Raw genomic sequence first — 24,204 nt, 5'->3', positions numbered from 1 at the left:
CTCTCCTTGTCAGGACTGCTGGTTGCGGGACGGACCGAACCAGCGCTCCAGGGCCATGGGCAGGTCGTGCCGGCTGCCTGGCGCGGCCCAGGCCACATGCCCGTCGGGACGCACCAGCACCGCCGAAGTGCCCGCGAGCGGACCGCCGGCCGCCACGCCGTGCGGCTCCGCGGTCACGATGTCCACCCGGTCCGACCACTCGGCCGCGCGGTCGCGGAGCACGGCGTTGTCCGCCAGGTCGAGCAGCAGACCCCGCCCCGCCCGCAGCAGTTCGGTGCTGCTGGTCTTGCGCCGGTCGCCGACCAGCTCCAGGTGCGGCATCCGCAGGCCCAGCAGGGGGTGGCCGCCCCGGCCGACGTCGTAGCGGATCTCAAGTCCGCTCACCATTCCGGCGAGATGGCGGCTGACGTCCTCGTACCGGATCAGTTCGGCCAGCACGTCGCGCAGCGGCTGGACCTCGTCGCCGCTGAGGAAGAGCAGACCTTGCGCCTTGGTGTTCATCATCAGCCGCTCGCCGACCGCGTGCCGTTCGCCGTGGTAGGTGTCCAGCAGCTCCTCGGGTGCGGTGCCGCGGACCACGGCGGCCAGCTTCCAGCCGAGGTTCACCGCGTCCTGGACGCCGGTGTTCATGCCCTGGCCGCCGGCCGGCAGATGGATGTGCGCGGCGTCCCCGGCGAGCAGCACCCGGCCCCGCCGGTACTCGGTGGCGAGCCGTGTCGCGTCTCCGAACGCGCTGACCCACTCGTGCTCGGCGTGCGAGATGTCGATGCCGGTGATCCGCTGCCAGGCCGCGGCCACTTCCGCGTACGCGGGCGGCTCGGTGCGCCGGCGGGGCGGGGTGCCCCGCTCGCAGACGATGATGCGGGTGACGCCTCGGTCGCCGAGCGGGCCGCACATGACCATGCCGCCGGCGAACGTCTCGCCGATCAGCCGCGGCGCCAGGTCCACGCCCTTGATGTCCGCCAGGTACATCTCCATGGTCGCCGCGGTGCCCGGGAATTCGAAGCCGGAGGCCTTGCGCACGGTGCTGCGGCCGCCGTCGCACCCCACCAGCCAGGAGGCCGTCAGCCGGCTCTCCTCGCCGCCGGGACCGCGCACCTCGACCTCGACGTGGTCGCCGTGGTCGCGCAGGCCGGCCAGTTCGTGGCCGCGCCTGAGGTCGGTGCCCAGCTCGCGCACCCAGTCCTCGAGCATCGTCTCGGTGTCCGACTGGGGCACGGTCTTGGCCGCCTGGTGAACGCTGTCGAGGATGCCGAAGTCGACCGGCAGACCGCCGAAGTGGCCGGCGTTGCTGGTGCCCATGTCGCCGAAGCGGTGCAGCAGTCCGCGCTGGTCGAACACCTCCATCGTCCGGGTCGTGAAGCCCAGCCCGCGGGATTCGCCGGTGCGCTCCCGAAGCCGGTCCAGCACGATGACGTCGACTCCCGCAAGGCGCAGTTCCCCGGCGAGCATGAGTCCGGTGGGACCTGCGCCGGCGACGATGACGGAAGCGTCCATGGATGTGTCCTCCGGGGCATCGGAATGGTCGATACGACGAAGCGGCGCACCGGAATGGGACATCGGTGCGCCGCTCGAAGCTTTTCCGCGGTGACTGTGCCGGGCGCCCGTGTTTCGGTCGGCGCCCGTGTTTCGGCGACTGACTGCGTTTCGGCGACTGACTGCCTGGCGAATCGACACAGTGATGCGGAAGCTAATGAAGAGCTTCTTCGGAATCTCCGCGGATGTCAACACCCTTTTTCCAGTGCAACGACACGTTTGAGTCAGGGGATTGTCAAGCGTGCTTTTCCGGGGGTTGAGGAGCCCGACGAAAAAGGCTCCACCAGGGATGGTTCACCCTGGTGGAGCCATGGACGACGGCGGCCGGCGCGGCCTTGCGTCAGGTGCGGGCGCCGAGCGACGCGTGGACGTCCTGCTCGTGGTAGTAGGTGCGGCCGTTGACGGCGCGGCGGCGCCAGCGGGCCTCACTGGCGTGGCGGTAGACGCTGCCCGGCGCGGTGCCCCACAGCGCGGCGATGTCCCGGGCGGTCATCCAGCGCACGGCCGGCTCGGTGCGGTTCGCCGCGGGCCGGCCGGTCCGCCGCAGCCACTCCCGCCCGGACCAGCGGTGCGCCGGCTCGGTGTCGCAGCCGACCTCGACGCCCGGGTCGGCGCCGCCGGGCCTGACCGCCGCGGTCAGGGCTCCCCCGCAGTCCGGCACGACGCAGTCGCCGACCGGGACCCGGCGTCGCGGCGTCGGATCGATGACCCGGCCGGCCAGGCGCACACACCGTGCCACCTCGTCGGACAGGTCACCGGCGGCCTCGTGCCCGAGGAGCCAGGCGGAGTGCCGGAGCAGGAAGTCGGTGATCCCCGCCGGGGTGTCGTGCGGGGCGCCGACGCCTCGCTGCTGGACCACCAGCGCACCCCAGGACCGCAGGGTCGCGACGATCCCCGTACGGGCTTCGGCGGCCGCCGTGTTGAACGGCAGACCGGATGCCGTGCCGCCGCCGGACGTGCGGTCGCGCGGCCGGTCGACGCCGGTGAGCAGTTGTCCGCACTCGTCGTGCAGGCGCGGCAGCCGCCGCAGGTCGCGGGTGAGACGGAGCCGGCAGGTCGGGCAGAGCCGACTGCCGGCGACGGCCAGCTCGCGGGCGCGTCCGCCGGTCTCGAGGCGCCGGCAGGCGGCGCCGTCGCACTCCGTCGGTTCCGAGGTCGTCGTACGGGCGGTCTCTGTGGTGTTCGCGAATGCGTAAGTCATTTCCCCCACCGCTCAGAAGTGGGGCGAATCTATTTCCGCAATTCTTGAAGAGACAAGCATGGGCCCGCTACATGTAATTTATCTGTAGCGGGCCTACGGTTCTCCGCACCGACCTGTCCTGGCGATGTCCTCGGGTCGAGCCCGGTGATGCCCTCAGATCGAGAGGCGTGCCGCGATACCGTCGAGGACGGAATCCAGTCCGGCCTCGAACTGCCACTGCGGATCGTCCTTGCGCCGGGCCTCGGCGATGTAGCGGGCGTACATCGGGAAACGGCCGGTGCTCATGAGCCAGGCCATCTGCGAGGCCAGACCCGCGCGGGCCTCCTCCCGGGTGGACCAGCCGCGGACGCGCAGCATCTGCGTCAGCCCGACCTCGGCGTCCACCGCGCCGTACACATAGGCGGTGAGGGTGCCGTAGACCGCCATGGCCGTGTCCGTGTCGAGCCCGAGGCCGTCGAGCGCCGCCAGGACGGCCTCGGGCACGGCCAGTTGGTTGGGGGTCGGCGCGCACCACGTCGCCCGGGTGACCCACGAGTGCCGCAGCAGGACCTCCCTCGTCCGCAGGGCGACGGACCGCATGGACGCGCGCCAGCCCTCCTTGCCGTCGGGCAGCTCGAGCTCCGCGTACACGAAGTCGACCATCAGCTCGAGGAGTTCGTCCTTGCCGGTGACGTAGCGGTAGGCGGCCATGGGCGCGACGCCGAGTTCGGTGGCCAGCCGGCGCATGGTGACCGCGTCGAGCCCCTCCGCGTCGGCGATGCCGACGGCGACCTTCGCGATCCGCTGCGGGGTGAGGGTGGTGCGGGGGGCGGGCGCCGGCCGTTCGAGGCGCTCCCACACGGAGACGTGGTCCTTGTCCTCGTTCGCTGCCTGTCTCTCCTGGGCGGCCATCGCTTCGGTCCCTTCCGACGAACGGTGCTGTGTACACCGTATCAGAAGTAGACAACGTACACTCGGCTGTGTACGTTGTACGAGAACGATACGGCGTACACACACCGAGGAGTCCTCCATGGCCGACGCGACTGACGGCACCCTCCGGATCGCGGTGATCATCGGCAGCACCCGGGACGGGCGGTTCGGTCCGGTCGTCGCGGACTGGATCGCCGGCCACATCGCCCAGCGTGAGGACCTGGAGGCCGACCTGGTCGACCTCGTCGAGACGCCCGTGCCCACCGTCTTCCCCGCCTTCGGGCAGGCCCCCTCCGACGAGGTAGTGGCCCAACTGGGCGCGGTGTCACCGCGGCTGGCCCGGGCCGACGCCTTCGTGATCGTCACGCCCGAGTACAACCACAGCTTCCCCGCACCGCTGAAGAACGCCATCGACTGGCACAACGAGCAGTGGCACGCCAAGCCGGTCGGATTCGTCTCCTACGGCGGCCTCGCGGGCGGCCTGCGCGCCGTCGAGCAGCTCCGTGTCGTACTCGCGGAGCTGCACGCGGTCACGATCCGCAACACCGTCAGCTTCCACAACTACGCCGAGGTCTTCGGCGCCGACGGCACACCGTCCGACCCCGGATGCGACGGCGCGGCCAAGGCGATGCTCGACCAGCTCACCTGGTGGGGACAGGCCCTGCGAGAGGCCAGGCACGTCCGCCCGTACACCGTCTGACGTCCCGCCACTCGTGCCCTGGGGGCAGCGATGAACGACCGCCCGACCGACACTCCAGCTCCCGACCGGCCAGGTCTGCCCCGGCTCGGCCTCTTCGGGCTGATGCTCAGCATCTTCCTGGCGACGCTCGACGGACAGATCGTCAGCACCGCGCTCCCCACGATCGTGGGCGACCTCGGCGGACTCGACCACTTCTCCTGGTCGGTGACGTCGTATCTGCTCACCATGGCCGCGTCCACGCCCATCTGGGGCAAGCTGGGGGACCTGTACGGCCGCAAGGGCGCCTGCATGAACGCCGTGGCGCTCTTCCTGGCCGGGACGGTGCTGTGCGGCCTGGCGCAGAGCATGGGACAGCTCATCGCGTTCCGTGGTCTCCAGGGCCTCGGCGCGGGTGGTCTGATGGTCGGCGCGCTCTCGGTCATCGGCGTGGTCGTGCCCGCCGAGGACCGCGGCCGCATCCAGTCGACGGTGGGTGTCATGATGCCGGTCGCCTTCGTCGGCGGCCCCCTGCTCGGCGGGTTCATCACCGACTACATGAGCTGGCGCTGGGCGTTCTACGTCAACGTGCCCATCGGCCTCTTCGCGCTGCTGGCCATCGCCAAGGGCGTACGGCTGCCCACCGGCCGCGTCACCGGGCGGATCGACTACCTCGGCACCACCCTGCTCACCACCGGCATCCTGGCGCTCACCCTGCTGGCCGGCTGGGCCGGCAACACCTACGCCTGGACGTCCTGGCAGATCACCGGGCTCGCCGTGGCCGTCGTGCTGAGCCTGGCCTGGTTCGTCCGGGTGGAACTGCGCACGGCCGACCCGATCACACCGCCCCGGCTCTTCGCCGGCCGGAACTTCACCCTGGCCCAGATCCTCAGTTTCCTGGTCGGCGCCGTCCTCTTCTCGGTCGTCAACTACCTTCCGCAGTACATGCAGTTCGTCCAGGGCGCCTCGTCCACGGCCAGCGGCCTGCTCATCCTGCCGCTGATGCTCGGCATGCTGACGGCCCAGCTGATCACCGGGCGGCTGATGGACGGCGGCGGTCTGGGCCGCGTCGTGCCCCTGGCCGGCGGCGCCGTCACCTTCGCGGGGGCGCTCCTGCTGCTCGCACTCGGCACGGGCACCCCGCTGGTCGCGGCCTCCGCGCTCACCCTGGTCATCGGGGTGGGAATCGGGGCCCTGCTCCAGAGCACGGTGGTGACCACGATGAGCGGCGCGGCGCCGCGGGACATGGGTGCGGCCACGGGCACGGTCACCCTGGTGCGCACCATCGGCGGCTCCCTCGGGGTCGCCGTGCTCGGCGCCGTGCAGAGCAGCCGCATGAGCGAGGTGCTGACCGAACGTCTCGGCTCCGGCACGCAGGAGCGGCTGACCGCGGGCGGCGGACTGACCCCGGCACTGCTGAAGGACATGCCGGCCGCGATGCGCGACGCGGTCCGGGACGCCGTCAGCAGCGGTCTGCACGGCGTCCTGGTCGGCGCGGCCGTGCTGTCCACGCTCGCGTTCGGCACGGCGTGGTTGGTCCGCGCCGCGCCGGCCCCGGCGGCCGACGTGACGCCGACGGCCGAGACCGGTGCCGGTGCCGAGGCCGGAGCCGGGGCCGAGGCCGGAGCCGGGGCCGAGGCCGGAGCCGGGGCTGCCGGGGCCGGGGCCAGTACCGGCAAGGACTCCGTCCGGACCCTTCTGGAGGACTGAACGCGCCCCCGGGGCGCCCAGGTCCGCATACCCACACAAGCTGCCGACCGCACGGTTCGATTCCCCCGTCGCCGTGCGGTCGGCCCTCATCGAAGGCGAACACCGATGCCCACGAATTCCGTCGAACGTGTCAGGGACATCCTGGTCCGGCCGTTCTCCCTGGGAGGCCTCACGCTGCCCAACCGCGTCGTGATGGCCCCGATGACGCGCGAGTTCTCCCCCGGCGGCGTGCCGGGCGAGGACGTGGCGCGGTACTACGCCCGCCGGGCGGCCGGCGGCGTCGGCCTGATCATCACCGAGGGCACCTACGTCGGCCACGACTCGGCGGGCAGCAGCGCCCGGGTCCCGCACTTCTACGGCGCCGAGGCGCTCGCCGGCTGGTCGGACGTGGCCGAGGCCGTCCACGAGGCGGGCGGCCGGATCATGCCGCAACTGTGGCACGTCGGCATGGACCGCGCCGCCGGCAGTCCGCCGGTTCCCGACGCCCCGCGGATCGGCCCCTCGGGCATCGCCCTGGACGGCACCGAGTCGGGCAAGGAGATGACCCAGGCGGACATCGACAACGTGGTCGCCGCCTACGCCACGGCCGCGGCGTCGGCCGAGGCGCTGGGCTTCGACGGAGTCGAGATCCACGGTGGCCACGGCTATCTGATCGACCAGTTCCTGTGGGCCCACACCAACCGCCGCGGCGACGCCTACGGCGGCGGCATCGCAGGCCGCACCCGTTTCGCCGCCCAGATCGTGGCCGCCTGCCGGGAGAGCGTCTCCGCCGCCTTCCCGATCTCCTTCCGCTTCTCCCAGTGGAAGATGAACCACTACGGGGCCCGGGTCGCCGAGACCCCGCAGGAACTGGAGACGATGCTCGGCCTGCTGGCCGACGCCGGCGCCGACGCCTTCCACTGCTCCACCCGGCGCTTCCACCTCCCGGAGTTCGAGGGTTCCGAGCTCAACCTGGCGGGCTGGGCCAAGAAGCTCTCCGGCAAACCCGCCGTCAGCGTCGGCTCGGTGGGCCTCAGCAACGAGTTCATGGAGGTGTTCCAGGGCGAGCAGGCCACGGTCACCGACATCGGCGCGCTGCTCGACCGGATGGAACGCGAGGAGTTCGACCTCGTGGCGGTCGGCCGGGCCCTGCTCGGGGATCCGGAGTGGCTGGAGAAGGTCCTCGCCGGGCGCGTCGACGAACTCACCCCCTTCCACGCCGGTCTCGTCCGCAGCCTCGCCTGATCCGTACGGCCGCCTGCCCGACCGCAGGCCGACGATCCCGTCGCTCCGGAGGGCCTCCGGAGCGACGGGCCGCACGGGGGCGCGGGGGGGGTGCGGAGGTACGCACGAGTCCGGTGCCACCCCGACCGGCCGCGTGCCCGCATGTCCGGAAATTCGGAGGATCCAGGTGAACCCACGCTTGCTCGTGCTGACGTCGGCGACGTTCGCCGTCGGCACCGACGGATTCCTCATCGCGGGGATCCTGCCCGACATCTCCCGGTCCCTGGACGTCTCGCCGTCCGTCGCCGGGCAGTTGGTGACATTCTTCGCACTCGCCTACGCGCTGCTCTCGCCCGTGCTGGCCGCGGCCACCGCCTCCTGGCAGCGGCGCCGGCTGCTGGTGACGGCGCTGCTGGTCTTCACCCTCGGCAACATGATCGTCGCCGTCGCCCCCGACTACGGCGTCGCCATGGCCGGCCGGCTGGTGGCCGCCGCCGGGGCCGCCGTGGTGACGTCGGCCGCCACCGTCGTGGCCACCGGGCTCGTCCCACCGGAACAGCGGGGCAGGGCGCTGGCCCTCGTCGTGGCCGGGCTGAGCGCGGCGACCGCGCTCGGCGCTCCGCTCGGCACCGCGCTCGGCGGCGCGGGCCACTGGCGGCTCTCCCTCTGGGGAGTGGCCGCCCTGGGCGTCCTCGCGGCCCTCGGCGTCGCGGCCCTGCTCCCGGAGACGCCCCGGCCGCCCTCCGTCGGCCTGCGCCGGCGGCTCGCGCCCCTGCGCGACCTGCGGATCGCCGCGGTCCTGTCGACGACCCTGCTGACCCTGACCGGCCTCTACACCGTCTACACCTACATCAGCCTCTCCTTCGACCGGGCGACCGACGGCAGCGGCACCCGCCTCGCCGTCCTGCTCTGCGTCTTCGGCCTCGCGGCCACGGCCGGCAACCTGACCGCCGGCAGCCTCACCGACCGCTTCGGATCCCGCCGGGTGCTCACCGTCGCCCTGCTGGCCTGCGTCGTGGACTTCGCCCTGATGCCCTGGAGCGGGTCCGGCCTGCCCGGCGCGCTGCTCGCGGTCGCGGTGTGGGGCGTGTGCGGCTTCGGTGTGCTCGTCCCGCAGCAGCACCGGCTGATCTCCGTGTCCGGCGCGGGAGCCCCGCTGTCGATCGCGCTCAACGCGACCGCGACCTACCTCGGGGTCGCCCTGTCCGGCGTCATCGGCGCGGCGGGCCTGCATCTCGTGGGCGCCCATCGGCTCGGTCTGATCAGCGTGGTGTTCCTCGCCCTGGGGCTGTGCGCCGCCGAGCTGGCGCACCGGGTCATCCGGCGCCGGGAGGAGTCCGCCGCCGCGCCGGCCGACGGCGCCGTGCCCATTCCCGACTCCCCGAGCGGGAGCGTCCGTTGACCCGTTCCGCACACCATGGCAATTTCTCCAGGCTGCCATAGAAATTCGTGCCCAGGTCTTGCTACGGTAGTGGCCAGCTCCGTTACGGGACCGGTTTGAATTCCCAGGTTCTTACGGGAATTGCCCCGGTCGAGCGGCCATCGTATCCCTGAGATCCGGTCAACGGCCCCGCCCCCGGACGGAGTGGTTCTCCGGCGTTGCCGCGACGGTCGCCCACCCATGCTGATCCGGTGATCCGCCGCGCGCGCCGCACGAGATTGCACGCTCTCCGGGGCCTGCCCGATCGGCGCCCCGCTGCTCAGCAAGGGGGACTGTTGAACGCCCTGCTCTCTGAAACCTGGCGTGAAGCGACCGACAACGGAGGGGAATCCGGACAGGAATGGAGACGCATCAGCTCACTCATCGGTGAGAGCGGCGCCAACTGGGTCGAAGACCCCGTGCGCCACATCGAGGAACTCACGGACCGCGAATTCGACGTCTTCATCCTGCTGGGCAGAGGCCTGTCGAACCAGCGGATCTCGAAGTCCCTCTACGTCACCGAGCGCACGGTGAAGTCGCATGTCACGCGCATCCTCGCCAAGCTGCAACTGGACTCGCGGCTCCAGGCCGGCCTGGTGGCCCAGGCCTACACCCACCGGGTCGCGGACAACGCGGCCTAGTCCAATCGTCAAGTGTACTTTCGTCCGGTGCGCCGCCCACCGGTCCGGTGGTTGACTCCTGGCCAACGTATACACGCTCCTCAAGTCTCGTATTCCGCAACAGCTTTCACGGTTCGATCGAGTGGAGTGAAAACGGGGATGACAGCAGAGGGACCGGCGATTCTCTTTCCGGGACAGGGCGGATTCGACGGCGCGGCTCTCAACGCCGCCAGAATGAAATATCAGCAAGTCGGTACGACTTTCAAGGCCGTTGACGCGGTGGCACGGGAAAGATTCGGCAACGCGGTCTCCGCCGTGCTCTTCGACGGTGTTCCGCTCACCGCCGACGACCTGGTGGAACAGCCCGGCTGGGTTTCCCAACTGGCCGTCTACGCAAGTGCTGTGGCCGCCTGGCGCATTCTGCGCGACAACGGCCTGCGGCCGCGAATTCTGGTGGGCCACAGCCTGGGCGAAATACCCGCGCTCGTCGCCGCCGGCGTGTTCTCCGTCGAGGACGGCGCGCGCGTCGTGGCGGAGCGGCTGCGCACCCTGGAGGAGGCGGACCTGCCGACGGGGCGGATGGCGGCCCTGACGCTCGACGGGCAGCGGACCCGGCGGCTGCTCGACCTCCTCGACGACCCGGCCGTGGTGGTGGCGGCCGAGAACCACGACCGGCAGACGGTGATCAGCGGTCCCGAGTCCTCCGTCCGCGCCGCGCTGCGCGTGGCCCGCGAACTGAACGCCGGCGGCCTCCTGCTGGCCTCGCCGTTCGCCTTCCACAACCCGGCGCTGGAGCCGGTGCGGGCGCCGTTCGCCGCGCGGATCGGCGGCCTGCTCCGGCAGGCGCCGGACACGGACGTGTACTCGCCGATCCTGCGCCGCGCCTACCGGGCGGACGACGACCTGGCGGCGCTGCTCGCCGAACACCTGGTCCGGCCGGTCGACTTCCGCGGAACGGTGCGCGGTCTCTACGAAGCGGGTGTCACGACGTTCGTAGAGGCGGGCGGTCTCGGCGCCCTCGGCCGGTGCGTCGCGCGCGTCCTGCCCGAGGCCGACGACCTCACGATCCGCTCGACCTTCACGCTGGAGGCGGACGGGCGGCTCGGTGTGGAGCGGGCCGTCGCCGGCCTGGCCGAAGACCCCGCGCCCGACACCTTCGAGCGGTTCTGGGCCGCCTACGGCACGCGGCTCGTCGCCCGCGTCCAGGCGGGGCTGGCCGCCTCCGCCGTCCCGCTCGCGGGCCCGGCGGAGCCTGCACCTGCCACTGCCGCTGCCCCGTCCCCCTCGCCCGTGGAGCCGGCGCAGACCGGGATGCCGACACCGAACGGGACTCCCCCGCGGACCGGGGCGCCCGTCGCGCCCTCGCCCGCCCCGGCCGGGGCCCCGGACCGGGAGGAGCTCTTCGCCACCGTCCGGGCGCTGTACGCGCAGGCGCTGGAGTATCCCGAGGAGGTCTTCACCGAGGAGGTCCTGCTGGAGGCCGAACTCGGCATCGACTCCGTCAAGCAGGTGGAGCTCCTGACCCGGGTGACCGGCCGCTACGGGCTGCCGCCGAGCGACGTCCGTCTCTCCGACCACGACACCGTCGGCAAGGTGGTCGACCTGCTGCACGCCCACCTGGTGAGCGGCGGCGTGTCCAGCGCCGCCGCCTGAGCGGCTCACCCCGGCCGGAGCAGCGGCGAGCGCCCGCTCCGGTCCCGTACCGCGCGACAAGGAGCAATCTCGCGATGCAGCAGCAGCTCGACGGCAGACTCGCCCTGGTCACCGGCGGTGCCAGGAACATCGGCCGGAGCGTGGCCAGGGCGCTCGCCGAGCGCGGCGCCCACGTCCTGGTGAACTACTTCCACTCGCACGAGGAAGCCCTGCGCACGCGCGAGGAACTGGTGACGCTCGGCGCCCGGGTGGATCTGATCAGGGCCTCCGTGGCCCGGCAGGATCAGGTCGACCGGATGTTCGCGGAGATCGAGGAGCGCTTCGGCCACCTGGACATCCTGGTGAACAGTGCCGCGAACGGCGCGCTGCTCCCGCTCGACCGGATAACCGAGAACGACCTCGACAAGGCCCTCGACACCAACTACAAGGGCAGTCTGCGCTGTTCCCGGGCCGCGGCGCCGCTGATGGCACGCCGGGGCGGCGGCTCGATCGTCCAGCTGTCGGCCCTCGGCAGCTCGCAGCTGGTGATGGCGAACTATCTGGCCTGCGCTCCGGCGAAGGCCGCCGTGGAGACGCTCACCCGCTATCTGGCCGTGGAGTTCGCCCCTCTCGGCATCAGGGTGAACACCGCGTCCGCGGCCATGCTGGTCAGCGAGGTCGCGGACGCGTTCCCGGACGCCGAGGCCATGCAGGAGGTCATCCGGGACGCCACACCGCTGGGCCGGCTCGGCACGCCTGAGGAGCTGGCCGCCCTCGTCGCCTTCCTGGCCGGCGACGACTCCCGCTGGATCACCGGCCAGACGATCCTGGCCGACGGCGGCCTCTCCCTGGGGGCGGCACTGCTGTCGCCACCGCGCGGAAAGGAAACCGCTCCCGCCCGCGAACACGGCCCGGACGACAACACCCTTGAGCCGAGCGCAGTCGGGCCACCCGCTCGGGACGCTCACGGCACGCCCGCGGACCACACGGACGACCACGCGGCCGTGGACGAGGGCGATGTCGTGGACGTGAGCAAGGACGTGGGCGAGGAAGGTGCCGAGGACTCGGAGGATGGCGAGGACGCGGTGGCCATCGTCGGTATGGGGCTGGCCGTCGCCGGGGCCGACAGCCCGGAGGAGTTCTGGTCGTTGCGCACCAAGGGGGCCGAACTGTTCGTCCCCGTTCCCGAGGACCGCTGGGAGCGCTCGACGTTCCATTCCGCGGACCTCTCGGCGCCCGACAAGTCGTACCAGGACACCTGCGTCTTCATCACCGACTTCCAGCCGGTCGCCGGAGCGCTCGAGACGATGGACCCGGCCGGCGGCGGGGACCACGAGCTGACGACCACCTGGCTGCGGCACAGTCTGGTGCAGGCACTGGAGGGGGTGCGGCGCGACCCGTCCGCCCGTCACTCGTTCCTGGTGGGCTACACCCCCGACGGCAGCCAGCACCTGGAGGAGGCGGGCGTCCTCGCGGGCATGGACGCCCGGGCCCGGCGGACGGCGGGCTCGCTCGGCCTCACCGCACCGCAGCGCGAACACCTCCTGGACACGGTCAGGGACACCCTGACCCGGCGGTACCGGCGCGGCGCCCGCGCCCCGGAGCGGTTCCTGCCGCACCGGGTGGGACAGCTGGCGATGGCGGGCGTCCTGCCGGACGACACCGAGGTACAGATGATCGACACGGCCTGCTCGTCGTCGCTCTACGCCATCGACATCGGAGCCAAGGGTCTGCTGAGCGGCAGGCACGACGTCGCGGTCTGCGGCGGCGCGTTCGCCCTGGCCCCGCGCGGGACCGTGCTGTTCTCCAAGCTTCAGGGCCTGTCACGGCGCGGCGCGGTCCACTCGCTCGACGCCGACGCGGACGGTGTGATCTTCGCCGACGGCGCGGGCGTCGTCGTCATGAAACGGCTCAGCGACGCGCGGCGCGACGGGGACCGGATCCTCGGTGTGCTCGGATCCGTCGGAGCCTCCTCCGACGGCCGGGGCAAGGCGGTCTACGCACCGAACTCGGCCGGTCAGGACCTGGCGGTCCGCGCCGCGTTCTCGCGGGGCGGCTCACCCGCCGACGTCGACTGGATCATCGCCCACGCCACGGGCACCCCGGCCGGAGACCTGGCCGAGTTCACCACGCTCCGCGCTCACTTCGGCCGGACGAAACCGGCGTACGTCACGTCCAACAAGTCGCTCATCGGGCACACCGGCTGGGCGGCGGGCGTCGTGTCGGTCATCGAGGCGCTGCTGGCGATGGAGCACGAAACGATCCCGAAGCAGTTCCGGTTCACCCGGGCGCCCGAGTCGTTCGGCATGGACGGCAGCCTGCTGGAGATCCCGGCCGGGAACGTCCCCTGGCCCTCGTCGGCGGACCGGACCCGCACGGTCGCGGTGTCCGGCTTCGGCTTCGGCGGCACGAACGCGCATGTGCTGGTCAGGGAGCACCGGGAGGGAAAGCGCCGGCCCTCCGGACAGCGTCCGCGCGACAGCCGTCCCACGCGGTCCGCGCCCTTCGGCGCCGAGGACCGGGTGGTGGTCGTCGGATGGGCCGCGCATGTCCCCGGCCTCGACCGCGAGGGCGTCGTGGAGTGGATCGGCGGACGGGGCGCCGGGCCGGCCGACAGCTTCGGCCCCGCCTACCCGACACCGCCGCTGCACCGGGTCCGGCTGCCTCCGGCGACGGTACGCACCATCGACCGCTGCCAGCTGATGATCCTGGAGTGCGCCCACGACCTGCGTGGCCGGCTCACCGGATTCTGGGACGCCAGTACCGGGGCGGCCGGTGTGTTCGTGGGCCACATGGGTCCCACGAGGGCGGCCATGCTGTTCGCCGACCGCTGCTACCTCGACGACGTCGAGGAGGCCCTCGGCCGGGATCCGGCCGCGGCGTCCTCGCCCGGACTGCCGGGGTTGCTGGCGGGGATGCGCGAGCTCGTGCAGGGGGAGATACCGGCGTCCAACGAGGACTCGTTCCCCGGCATGATGCCCAACGTCATCTCCGCCCGGGTCGCCAACTACTTCGACCTCAAGGGCCCGAACATCACCCTCGACTCCGGGTACGCCTCGAGTCTGAACGCCATCGAGACGGCCGCGCGCTATCTGCGGGCCGGACAGCTCGACCTGGCTCTGGCGGGCGGGATCAACGGCAACAGCCTTCCCGAGTACGCGGCACTGCTGGCCGGGCTTCCGGAGGGCGGCGTCGCGGACGGGCGCCTCGCCGAGGGGGCGTTCATGTTCGCCCTCACCACCGAGGCCAAGGCCGTCGCGGCGGGGCTGCCGGTCCTCGGCCACGTGGCGGATCTGACGGTGGGCGCGGTTCCGCCCGGCGACAGCGCGTCCGCCGGCACCACGTCCCCGGGGACTCCGACCGGCGGGACACCGACAGGCGGGACACCCTCCGGCACCGCGTCCACCGGGACACCGACCGGCGAGACACCCTCGGCCGTCCCCACGTACGACGGAACGCCCTCCTCCGACACACCGTCCGGCGGTCGCCGCATCGACCTTCTGTCGGCGCGTCCGGACGCGGCCTCCACCGCCCGTTACCTCGGCGCCGCGGGCGCGCTGGGCGTTCTCCAGGGGCTGCTCGGCCCGTCCGGCACGGTGGACGTCATCTGCCGCGGGCGGACCGCTCGGAGCACCGTCCGCCTCGCCCTGGCCACGGCCGGCCCCCCGACCGAAGTGTCACCGGCGGCCCTGCGTCCGGCCGCCGCACTCCCCCCGGCACCCGCACCCGCACCCGCACCCGCGCAGGCACCGGCACCCGCACCCGCACAGGAGCCCGCACCACCGACGGCCCCCGGTCCACGACCAGGCCCGGACCCCTCGCCGGCCCCGCTGCTCCCCCTGCCCGCCCGGTTCACCGGGGCCGGTCAACCTGCCACCGGCGAGCGCCTGCTGACCGTCCGTCATGTGTCGATACTTGCCGAAGCCGAGGCCGGGCCCGAGGCGCACGAGCGGGTCGCGTTCCTGCCGCCCGGCGTCGTGGTGCTCACCGATCTGCCCGACCTGTGGGCCTCCCTGCGCCATCTGCCGGCCGACGCGACCGTGCTGTGCACCGCGCCGGTCAGCGTGACCCGGCCCGGCTGGCACCATCTGCCCGAGGTCACCCCGGACGCGGTCCGGGCGGCGCTGGCCGACCATGGGCCCGTACGGCATCTGCGGGTCGTCGCCGATCTGGCCCGCTCGGCGCCGCTGCCCGGGTCCCCGGACGGTGCGTACGCCCCCCGGGACGGCCTGGCCCCCTCCCTGACCGCCCTGCACGACGCGGCGTTCCTCGTCCTTCAGACCGCCCACGCGGACCTGGGGGCCGCGGGATCGTCGTTCGTGACCCTGCTGCTGGGAGCCGTCACGGACCGGATCCCGCACCCCTGCACCGGTCTGTTCTCCGGGCTGGTCAAGTGCGCGGCCCTGGAGTCGCCCGACACCCTGACGTTCCTCCTGGCCACCGACGAACGAGGACCGCGCGCGGGCGCGCTGCTGGCGGAGCGGGAGTCACGCGCCGTACGGGTCTTCCCCGTCGTCCTCCACGCGGACGGCCGGCGTCACGTGCCCGTCCTCGTGGAGGAGCCCGCCCTCCCCGCCGCCGGGCGGGGAAGGGTCGCGAGCCGGCTCGGCCCCGACTCCGTGGTGGTCGCCGTCGGCGGCGCCCGAGGCATCACCGCGGAGGTGGTGACGGCGCTGGCCGAGCACTTCCGCCCACGGATCTACCTGCTGGGAAGCAACCCGCTGGACGGGTATCCCGAGGCCGTCTTCGAAGGGGACGACGAGACCTTCGCCGCCACCCGGCGGTCGTACATCCGCGAGAACCTGGCGGGCGGCGGCCGGACGGTCGCCGAGATCAACCGCGCGTTCGACCGGCTGCTTGACGCCCGCGCGGCCCGCCGCACCATCCGGCGGCTGGAGGAGTTCTGCGGCGCCGCCCGGGTGACCTATCTGACGTGCGACGTCCGGGACGAGAAGGCGGTGGGCCGGGCCGTCGGCCGGGTGCTGGCCGAGCAGCCTGCCGTGGACCTGCTCATCAACGCGGCCGGCCGCAACCGGTCCGCCCTGATCAAGGACAAGGACTTCGCCGAGTTCAAGGCCGTCCGTGATCTGAAGTCCCTCGCCTACCGCAACCTCAAGCGCGCGTTCGCCGGCCGGGCCCCGGCGACCTGGTGCAACTTCGGCTCCCTGCTCGGCCACTTCGGCCAGCGCGGCGAGCCCGACTACGCCGCGGGCAACGACTACCTGGCGGCGGCCGCGGTCGACGCGGCCGCTCACGGGGCCGACGAGTTCACCGTCGGCTGGACGCTCTGGGACGGCGTGGGGATGGGAGCCGACAAGCTGACCAAGGCGTACTTCGAACGCGCCGGCTCCTACAGCCACATGCCGGCCCGCGAGGGCGTGCACCACTTCCTCCAGGAACTCCACGCCGAGCGCCGTACGGCGTCGGTGGTGCACATCGGCGCGGCGGAACGGGAGACGATCGAGGGCTTCTACCCCGGCTACCTGGCGCGCCCTGCGGCCGAAGCGGCCACCCGTGACGGAACCGCGCGCCGCGCGGACCCGGAGGGGGACGGGCAAGGCGCGTTCTATCTGCGCGAGACGCTGTCCTCGGACGCCGACTCGGCGGTCTTCGCCTGCGCCTTCGACCTGAGCGCCGACGACTACCTCGCCCACCACACCGTCCGCGGCGTGCCGACCCTGCCGGGCACGTTCGTCGTGGAGATCGCCGCGGAGGCGGCGCGTCATCTGGCGCCGGGACTCAGGCCCGTCGCCTTCGAGGACCTCCGCTTCGCGCACTTCCTCCGTGTCCCTCGCACCACCCGCTCCCCCGCCCTCAAGAAGATCACCGCCCGGGTGACGGAACGCGCCGACGACCTCACCGTCGTCGAGGTCTCCGTCACCGGAGACGTACGGGCCCCGGGCGGCGTCCTGCTGGTGAAGGACAAGGTGCACTTCACCGCGCGCGTGCTGCTGCGCCGCGAACTGCCCGAGGCCCCGGCCTGGGAGCACTGGGACGAGGCCGACGACGTCCCGGTCGTCGACCCGTACCACGCCCCGGCGTCACCGGTGTCCCTGACGGGCCCCTTCGTCTCCACCGCGCGGACGCGGCTGCACCCCCTGGGCAAGCGCTCCGTCTACCGGGCCGGCATCGCCGCCGACGACTCCGCGCTCTCCCGTTTCACCACCCCCGCGATCCTGCTCGACGGCCTGGCCCGCACCGGTGTCCTGCACCTGGAGCAAGGCCGCCTCGTGCCCGTCGCCGCCCCCCTGTCCATCCGCCGGGTGGACCTGTACGAGGAGGCCAACGACATCGAACTGACCAGGCGTTACGGCCGGCTCCACCTCTACGTCACGCCCACCGGCTTCGACCTGACGCGGGACGTGCCCGACAACCGGTTCGTCGCCGTCACCCCCGCGGGCCGGGTCGTCGCCCAGATGCAGGGCGTCTCCGCCACCGTGGTCGGCCGTCTGGACGCGGTCTCCGGGCGCCTGTACCTCCCGGACGAGCGACCGCTTCCCGGGCCCGTGGACACCGAGACCAAGAGGAAGGCGAACCGATGAAGCGGCGCGCGACGACCGGGGACGTGGTCGAGGAGCGGCGGGCCGAGCAGGCGCCCGGCCCCGTCGGCAGTGTGCTGTTCGGCGCCCTCAGCAGCTTCAGGAAGGACACCCTGCGTCTGCTGACGGAGCTTCAGCGCGAGTACGGCGGCGTGGCCCGGATGAAGATGGGCCCCTACCTCGTCCATCAGGTGACCGCGCCGGAGGCCGTCAGGCACATCCTCCAGGACAACGCGCGGAACTATGTGCGCGGCAGGTTCTACCGGGGCTTCAACCTGTTCTTCGGCCGGGGGATGCTCACCACGGACGGCGCGGAGTGGCGGACCCGTCGCGCGGTCGGCCGGCCCTTCTTCCACCGGGCCGGGCTGCGTGCGCGCTCCGATGTGATCACCGGCACGGTGGAGGAACTGCTGGCGAGCTGGGAGCCCAGCGCGCGTTCGGGAGAGCCGGTCGACATCACCGACGACATGATGCGGCTCGCGATGGGCGTGCTGGGCCGCATGCTGTTCGGCGTGGACCTGCGCAGGTACGCGGACCGATTGCTGCCCGCGGTCCGCTTCTCCCTGAAGGCCATGATCATCACCGGCGAGGTCGAGCAGTTGCTGCCCCGCTGGGTGCCCACCTCCTACCAGCGCAGCCTCAAGCGGCACCAGCGGACGCTCAACGACGTCATGGACGAGATCATCGACCTCCACCGGCGCGGCGAGGGCAGCCCCGACAGCGTGGTGACCGCGCTGCTGAAGGCGACCCACGGGGCGACCGGCGAGCCGTTCACCCAGCGGCAGATACGGGCCGAGCTCAAGACGCTGTTCCTCGCCGGTCATGAGACCACGGGCTGCGCCCTCACCTGGACGCTGTACGCGATCGCCCGGCACGAGGACGTCAGGCGCGCACTCGACGCCGAGCTGACCGAGGTGCTCGGCGGCCGGGTGCCCACCGCCGAGGACCTGGACGACCTGCCGTATCTGCGGGCGGTCGTCGACGAGTCACTGCGCCTGTACCCGCCGATCTGGCTGTTCCCTCGGGACGCGATCGCCGACGACCAGGTGGGCGGCTACCACGTTCCGGCCGGCAGCACGGTGCTCGTCCCGGTGTACGCGGCCCACCACAACCCGGCCGTGTGGGACAACCCCGAGGCGTTCGTCCCGGAGCGTTTCTGCCCCGCCCAGACGGCTCGCCCCGCGAACTCCCTTTCCGCATGCCCCCGTTCCGCGAGTGGCACGGACGCGGACGCGGAGACGGAGGGCGCGCCCCGGCAGCGTGACCGTTACGACTACTTCCCCTTCGGCGGCGGCGCCCGCAAGTGCATCGGCATGGATCTGGCCCTGCTGGAACTGCGCCTCGCCGTCGCCATGGTGGTGCAGCGCTACCGCCTCGAACTGGTCCCGGGCCACCCGGTCAGCCCGACGGCGCTGGTCTCCCTGCGTCCGCAGCCCGGTGTTCTCCTGCGCATCGGGCCGGCGGACCGTGACCGTACGGCGCCCTCGGCATGAGCGCCGTCGCCCGGCCCGCCCCCGCGGTGGCCGGCCCCCCGGCACCGGCGCAGGCGCCCGCTGTGGCCCCGGTCCGCCGAGTCCGGTGGCGGACCGTCACCGCGGCCGGTACGCCACCGAGTCCGGCACCGGCCCTGCGCGGAGCGAGGGTGCTCGTCCTCGGCGGCACACCCCGCCTGGCCCGCGCCGTCGCCGCCGCTCTGCGGGCCGCGGGCGCCGAGGCCCACGCGGACGACTCGGGCCGCTGGCCGGCCGCGGGCGAGGCGCCCGACGGACTGGTGGACCTGGGGCACGCCGAACCCTTCGTACCGGGAGAACACCACGGCTACCGCCGGGCGCTGCTGCGCTCGGTGACCGCGCTGCGGGCCTGCTATCCGCACTGGCGCCGGGAACCGGACGCGCACCGGCTGTTCTACGTGGCCGTCACCTACCTCGGCGGCGGCATGGGCTACGACGCCCCCGACGACGCCGCGACGGCCGTGCAGCCGCTCGGCGGCATCTGGGCCGGGCTGGCCAAGACCGTGCACCGGGAGATCGCCAACTGCAACACCCGGGTGGTGGACACCGACTTCGCCGACCTGGCGGAGCTGCCGCGCCGGATCACCCACGAGCTGTACCGGTGGGGCCTGTTCGAGGTCGGCTACCGTGCGGGCCGCCGCCACACCCTGGAGGCGGTCCCGGAGGACGCCGGCCCGTCGGCGCTGTCCCTGGACGCCGGGGACCTGGTGCTGCTCTCGGGCGGCGGACGCGGCATCGGCTGGCGGCTCGCGCTCACGCTGGCGGCCCGGCACGGCTGCCGGGTGGTCGTCACCGGACGCAGCCCGCTGCCCGGCCCGGACGACCCGTCCCGGGCGCTCGACGACGAGCGGTTCGGGGCCCATGAACGCGGCCTGTGGGCGGGGCGGCGACAGGGCCGCGGGCTGGCGGCCGTCCGCGCCGCCGTCGACGCCGCCCGGCGCGACCGGGAGCTGGTCCGGAATCTGGACCGGGCCGGGCGGGCGGGGCTGCGCGTCTCCTACGCGGTGTGCGACGTCACCGACCCCGACCAGACCGCGGCCCTGGTCGCCCGGTACGGGACGGCGATCACCGCCGTGGTGCACAACGCGGGTGTCGACTCGCCCGCACGGCTGCCCAAGAAGAGCGACGACGAATTCCTGAGCACGGTCGCCACCAAGGTCGACGGCTTCGTGAACCTGTTCCGCGCGGTGCGCGAGCTGCCCCTGAAGTTCTTCTGCAACGTCGGTTCCCTCACCGGACGGCTGGGCGGCATGGTCGGGCAGCTCGACTACGCCGCCGCGAACGACGGGCTGGCCCGGCTCGGCCTCTGGGCGGGTCCGCGGGCCGCGTTCCCCGTCATGACGCTGTGCTGGCCCACCTGGGACCGGCTCGGCATGGTCGCCAACTTCGAGGCCACGCTGCGATATATGGCGGCGCTCGACGTGCGGGAGGGGCTCGGCCTGTGGACGCGGGAGCTGATGGCCGGCACCCGCGGCGAGGTCACGTACATCGGCCCGCTGGGCCGCGCGCTCGGCCCGCACCAGAGCCGCGGGTACCGGGTGAGCGCGGGAGTGCCGGGTCACCGGGACGTGCTGTCCGCCGTGTTCCACCTGGGCGATCTGCGCACCCAGGTGCCGCATGCCGCGCAGAGCGCGCTGTTCGCCCTGGACCGCGCGCACGCCCCCGTCCTGAACGACGTGCTGGTGGGCGGGGAGCCCTCGCTGCCGGTGTCCCTGCTGCTGGAGAACGCGGTCCGGGGCGCCGCCTGGGTGCAGCCGGGGGACTATGCGCCGCTGACCCTGCGATGCGTGCGGGACGTGTACGTGTCCCTCTCCCAACTCCGCCTGCGGAACGGCCGTATCGCCCTCCGGCGGTCGGTCGACGCGGGCTACGCCGACGGCCGCTGGACCGCCGACGTCCGGTTCCACCACCCCGGCACCGGCCGTGAGGCCGCCCGCCTGCGCCTGGTGTACCACCGCGCGGACACCCCGGCCCCTCCGTACACCGAAACGGTCGGCGCCGACGAAGCGGGCGAGACCCGGGAGCCGCGCACCAGAGCGGCCGAGGACCACGAGGTGGGCGGGACCGGGGAGCCGTACGCCGGTGACGCGGCGGACCTCCGCGAGGCCGCCGCGGTCGCCGACCGCCCGCCGCGCCCCGGTCCGGCGGGACCTCCGCTGCGCTGGTCCGGACTGGTGCTGCGGCGCGCCCGCTGGCACACCGGACCGCGGGGCGAGTGCACGGCCGAGATCCGGGAGACACCGGCCGGCGATCTGTGGGTGCTGCCCGGCTGGCCGGTCAGCCTGCTCCCGCTGACCTCCCTGGAGAACGTCTTCCGGCGCACGGCGGAGCACGCCCCGGGCGCCGCGCTCACGATCGGGCGCATCGAGATACGGGGCGGGATCCCCCTACCGGCCCCTGGCTCGGCGCTCGTCGCCCGGGGAGACCCGGCCGCCGGCGGCTGGACGGTGTCCGGCGCCGAGGACCGCGCACTCCGCCTTTCCGGCGTCGCCTACCGAGGAGACAAGCCATGACACAGCCGACCGCTCCCGAAGTGTCCCTGTCCCATGTGTACCGGCCCGAGTTCATCGAAGACCCGTATCCGCTGTACCGGCGGGCCCGGGAGACGGACCCGGTGCTCTGGGACCCGTGGATGGGCGACGCCGGGGCCTGGATGGTGACCGGCTACGACTCCGCTCTCACCGCGCTGCGCGACCCGCGGTTCTCCGCCCGCCGCCCCCAGTGGGACCCGGCGGGCGGCACCGAGCGCACCGCGTCCCCGCTGCGCGCCCTGCACACCCAGGTGTTCGTGAGCGACGCACCTGACCACCAGCGCATCCGCGGGGCCCTGTCCCGGCCCTTCCTGGCGCGCTCCGTGGACGCGATGCGCGCGGACATCGAGCGGTCCGCGCACCGCCTGCTGGACGCCGTGCTGCCCCGCGGGGAGATGGACTTCATGGCGGACTACGCCATGGCGCTGCCGTCCGAGACGGTCTGCCGGATGCTCGGCGTCCCGCGCGAGGACCGGGACACGGTCTGGCGGTTCATCCTCAGCTGGGGGCTCCTGGTGGACGAGGGGCCGCTCAGCAAGGACCACCCGGAGTACCACCTGGCCGGGATCGGGAAGTACATGGACTACTTCCGCGCGCAGCTGGCCAGGCGCCGCGACGGGCGCACCGACGACCTGATGCAGACCGTGGCCGACGCCTGGGACGACGGCGGGTTCAGCAGCGAGGAGGAGCTGCTGGGCAACCTCATCTTCCTGCTGACGGCCGGTCAGACGACGACGGCCCATCAGATCGGGAACACCGTGCTGGCCCTTCTGAACCAGCCTGAGGTGTACGCCGCTCTCGCCTCCGACCCCTCCCGGGTGCCCGCGGCCACACCCGAGTTCCTGCGGTACGACAGCTCCGTGCAGCTGACCAGGCGGCGCGCGACCGAGCCGGTGGAGCTCGGCGGCCGGCTGGTCGAGGAGGGCCAGGAGGTGTTCGTCTGGATCGGCGCGGCGCACCGCGATCCCGCGGCCTTCGCCGACCCCGACCGGATGGACCCGGACCGTCCGCGCACCCCGAACCTCGCGCTGGGCCACGGGGCCCACTACTGCCTGGGCGGCCGGCTCGGGCAGCTCGTGAACGAGATCGCCGTGCGGTGCTTCCTGGAGCGGGTGACCGGACCGAAGGTCGACCCGTCCGGGGTCCACCGGGCGGTCACCGCCACGTTCCGCGGACCTCATGTCATGCCGATGAACTTCGACGCGAAGGAGACGCGATGAGCACCGCCAGGCCGCCGCTGCCGGACTTCGCCGGTTTCACCACCCTGGACCGGGAGGTGTCGCTGGACCGGCTGCCGGTCAGGGGTGCCCTCCCCGACTGGCTGAGCGGCACCCTGCTGCGCAACGGGCCGGCGAAGTTCGAGGTCGGCGACTACCGGCTCACGCACTGGTTCAACGGTCTGGCGATGCTGAACGCGTTCTCCTTCGCGGACGGCCGGGTGAAGTACGCCAACAGGTTCCTGCGCACGAAGGCGTACGAGCTGGCCACCACCAAGGACCGGCTCTACGGGAAGCAGTTCGGCCACGATCCCTGCGAGCGGCTCTTCGGACGGCACTTCGCCGCCTACTCGCCGAACATCACCGACAACACCAACGTCAACGTGGCCCGGATGGGCGGGCGTTACTTCGCCTTCGCGGAGCAGCCCCTGGCCAACGAGTTCGACCCGCTGACGCTGGAGACCCTGGGCGAGGTCCCGTTCGAGGGCGGCGTCCGGGGCGAGACCTCGACACCGCACCCGCACGCCGACTTCGACCGGCGGGTGCTGATCAACTACACCACGTCGATGGCCGACCGGGCGGCCTACCAGATCTTCTACGTCCCCGACGGCGAGCTCGTCCAGCGGCCGCTGGCCACGATCGAGGTCGACGAGCCGTGCTACATGCACAGCTTCGCCGCGACCGAGAACCACGTCGTCCTCGTGGAGTTCCCGGTCGTCATCGACACCGAGCGGTTCCGGCAGGTCCGGAGCCCGTTCCTGGACACCTTCAGCTGGCGGCCCGAGCGCCCCGCCCGCTTCCTCGTGGTGGACAAGAGGGAGGGCCGGCTGACCGCGGTCTTCGAGAGCGAGGCGTTCTTCGCCTTCCACCATGTCAACGCCTTCGAGACGGGCGGCGACCTGCTGATCGACATCGCGGCCACACACCATCCGTACGAGACAGTGCTCGGTCTCGAACCCACGGAGGACCAGCTCGACCTCGCGGCCTACGGTTACGGGCTGCGGCGCTACACACTGCCGCTGGCGCGCGGGGGCGGCTCGGTCGGATGGGAGCCGCTCGCCGACGCCGGCGTGGAGATGCCGCGTATCGACTACCGTCGGCACAACGGAAGTTCGTACCGCTATGTCTACGGTCTCGGGCACTCACCGCGCAGTCCGCGCGCGATGAACCGGCTGCTGAAGGTCGACGTGGTCGCGGGCACCCACCGGGCCTGGTACGAGAAGGGCTGCTTCCCGGGCGAGGGGGTGTTCGTGCCGCGTCCGGGGGCCACGCGCGAGGACGACGGCGTGGTGCTGTCGGGCGTGCTCGACGCCTGCGGCGGAACGTCGTTCCTGCTGGTCCTCGACGGGCCGTCGTTCGAGGAACTGGGCCGGGCCGAGGTGCCGCACCACATTCCGAACGACTTCCACGGACAGTTCTTCCCGGATCTGCTGCGCTGAGCGGAACAGGCCGCGTCGGGCCCGGGTCCCGCCGGTCCCTCCGGTGGCCGGGCAGGAGCG

At 72.6% G+C, this 24,204-nt stretch carries 14 protein-coding genes; 11 read left to right on the top strand and 3 right to left on the bottom strand.

What is annotated here, in order from left to right:
- Positions 1–9: 9 nt before the first annotated feature.
- From ABZV42_RS20270 to ABZV42_RS20260, 3 genes are all read right to left on the bottom strand, one after another.
- Positions 10–1,497 carry an FAD-dependent monooxygenase gene (locus ABZV42_RS20270; protein ID WP_355978982.1) on the bottom strand — a complete coding sequence of 496 codons (1,488 nt, stop codon included), beginning with the start codon at positions 1,495–1,497 and terminating at the stop codon, positions 10–12.
- 379 nt (positions 1,498–1,876) lie between these two features.
- Positions 1,877–2,737 (bottom strand): hypothetical protein, encoded by an 861-nt coding sequence (locus ABZV42_RS20265; protein WP_355978984.1) that lies wholly within the window; start codon positions 2,735–2,737, stop codon positions 1,877–1,879.
- A 153-nt stretch (positions 2,738–2,890) separates the two neighbouring features.
- Positions 2,891–3,628 (bottom strand): TetR/AcrR family transcriptional regulator, encoded by a 738-nt coding sequence (locus ABZV42_RS20260; RefSeq protein WP_355978986.1) that lies wholly within the window; start codon positions 3,626–3,628, stop codon positions 2,891–2,893.
- Positions 3,629–3,746: 118 nt separating this feature from the next.
- Between ABZV42_RS20260 and ABZV42_RS20255 the strand changes: the two genes are divergently transcribed.
- The 11 genes from ABZV42_RS20255 to ABZV42_RS20205 all read left to right on the top strand — a co-directional run bounded on the left by ABZV42_RS20255 (position 3,747) and on the right by ABZV42_RS20205 (position 24,144).
- Positions 3,747–4,346: an NAD(P)H-dependent oxidoreductase gene (locus tag ABZV42_RS20255; protein WP_355978988.1), complete on the top strand. Its 600-nt coding sequence runs from the start codon at positions 3,747–3,749 to the stop codon at positions 4,344–4,346.
- Between the two features lie 30 nt (positions 4,347–4,376).
- Entirely contained in the window at positions 4,377–6,032 is a 1,656-nt protein-coding gene (locus ABZV42_RS20250) for a DHA2 family efflux MFS transporter permease subunit (RefSeq protein WP_355978991.1), read from the top strand.
- 105 nt (positions 6,033–6,137) lie between these two features.
- A complete protein-coding gene (locus ABZV42_RS20245; protein WP_355978993.1) occupies positions 6,138–7,256 on the top strand; it encodes an NADH:flavin oxidoreductase in 1,119 nt (372 codons plus the stop codon).
- 166 nt (positions 7,257–7,422) lie between these two features.
- Complete coding sequence (locus ABZV42_RS20240; RefSeq protein ID WP_355978995.1) at positions 7,423–8,637, top strand: MFS transporter; 1,215 nt, start codon at positions 7,423–7,425, stop codon at positions 8,635–8,637.
- A gap of 314 nt (positions 8,638–8,951) precedes the next feature.
- Positions 8,952–9,296, top strand: a complete 345-nt coding sequence (locus ABZV42_RS20235) for a LuxR C-terminal-related transcriptional regulator (RefSeq protein ID WP_355978997.1) — start codon at positions 8,952–8,954, stop codon at positions 9,294–9,296.
- 213 nt (positions 9,297–9,509) lie between these two features.
- Positions 9,510–10,928 (top strand): acyltransferase domain-containing protein, encoded by a 1,419-nt coding sequence (locus tag ABZV42_RS20230; protein WP_356053000.1) that lies wholly within the window; start codon positions 9,510–9,512, stop codon positions 10,926–10,928.
- Between the two features lie 74 nt (positions 10,929–11,002).
- A complete protein-coding gene (locus ABZV42_RS20225) occupies positions 11,003–17,449 on the top strand; it encodes an SDR family oxidoreductase (protein ID WP_356052997.1) in 6,447 nt (2,148 codons plus the stop codon).
- A complete protein-coding gene (locus tag ABZV42_RS20220) occupies positions 17,446–18,939 on the top strand; it encodes a cytochrome P450 (protein WP_356052995.1) in 1,494 nt (497 codons plus the stop codon). Before ABZV42_RS20225 ends, ABZV42_RS20220 begins: the two co-directional genes overlap by 4 nt.
- A complete protein-coding gene (locus tag ABZV42_RS20215; RefSeq protein WP_356052992.1) occupies positions 18,936–21,470 on the top strand; it encodes an SDR family NAD(P)-dependent oxidoreductase in 2,535 nt (844 codons plus the stop codon). The genes ABZV42_RS20220 and ABZV42_RS20215 overlap by 4 nt, the downstream gene beginning before the upstream one ends.
- Complete coding sequence (locus tag ABZV42_RS20210) at positions 21,467–22,708, top strand: cytochrome P450 (protein ID WP_355979006.1); 1,242 nt, start codon at positions 21,467–21,469, stop codon at positions 22,706–22,708. The genes ABZV42_RS20215 and ABZV42_RS20210 overlap by 4 nt, the downstream gene beginning before the upstream one ends.
- Entirely contained in the window at positions 22,705–24,144 is a 1,440-nt protein-coding gene (locus ABZV42_RS20205; RefSeq protein ID WP_356052990.1) for a carotenoid oxygenase family protein, read from the top strand. The genes ABZV42_RS20210 and ABZV42_RS20205 overlap by 4 nt, the downstream gene beginning before the upstream one ends.
- Positions 24,145–24,204 lie beyond the last annotated feature (60 nt).

Source organism: Streptomyces sp. NPDC005281 (assembly GCF_040607495.1).
Classification (GTDB): Bacteria; Actinomycetota; Actinomycetes; order Streptomycetales; family Streptomycetaceae; genus Streptomyces.
Note: the sequence above shows the minus strand (reverse complement) of the source record. Positions and strands in the feature narration are given on the sequence as shown.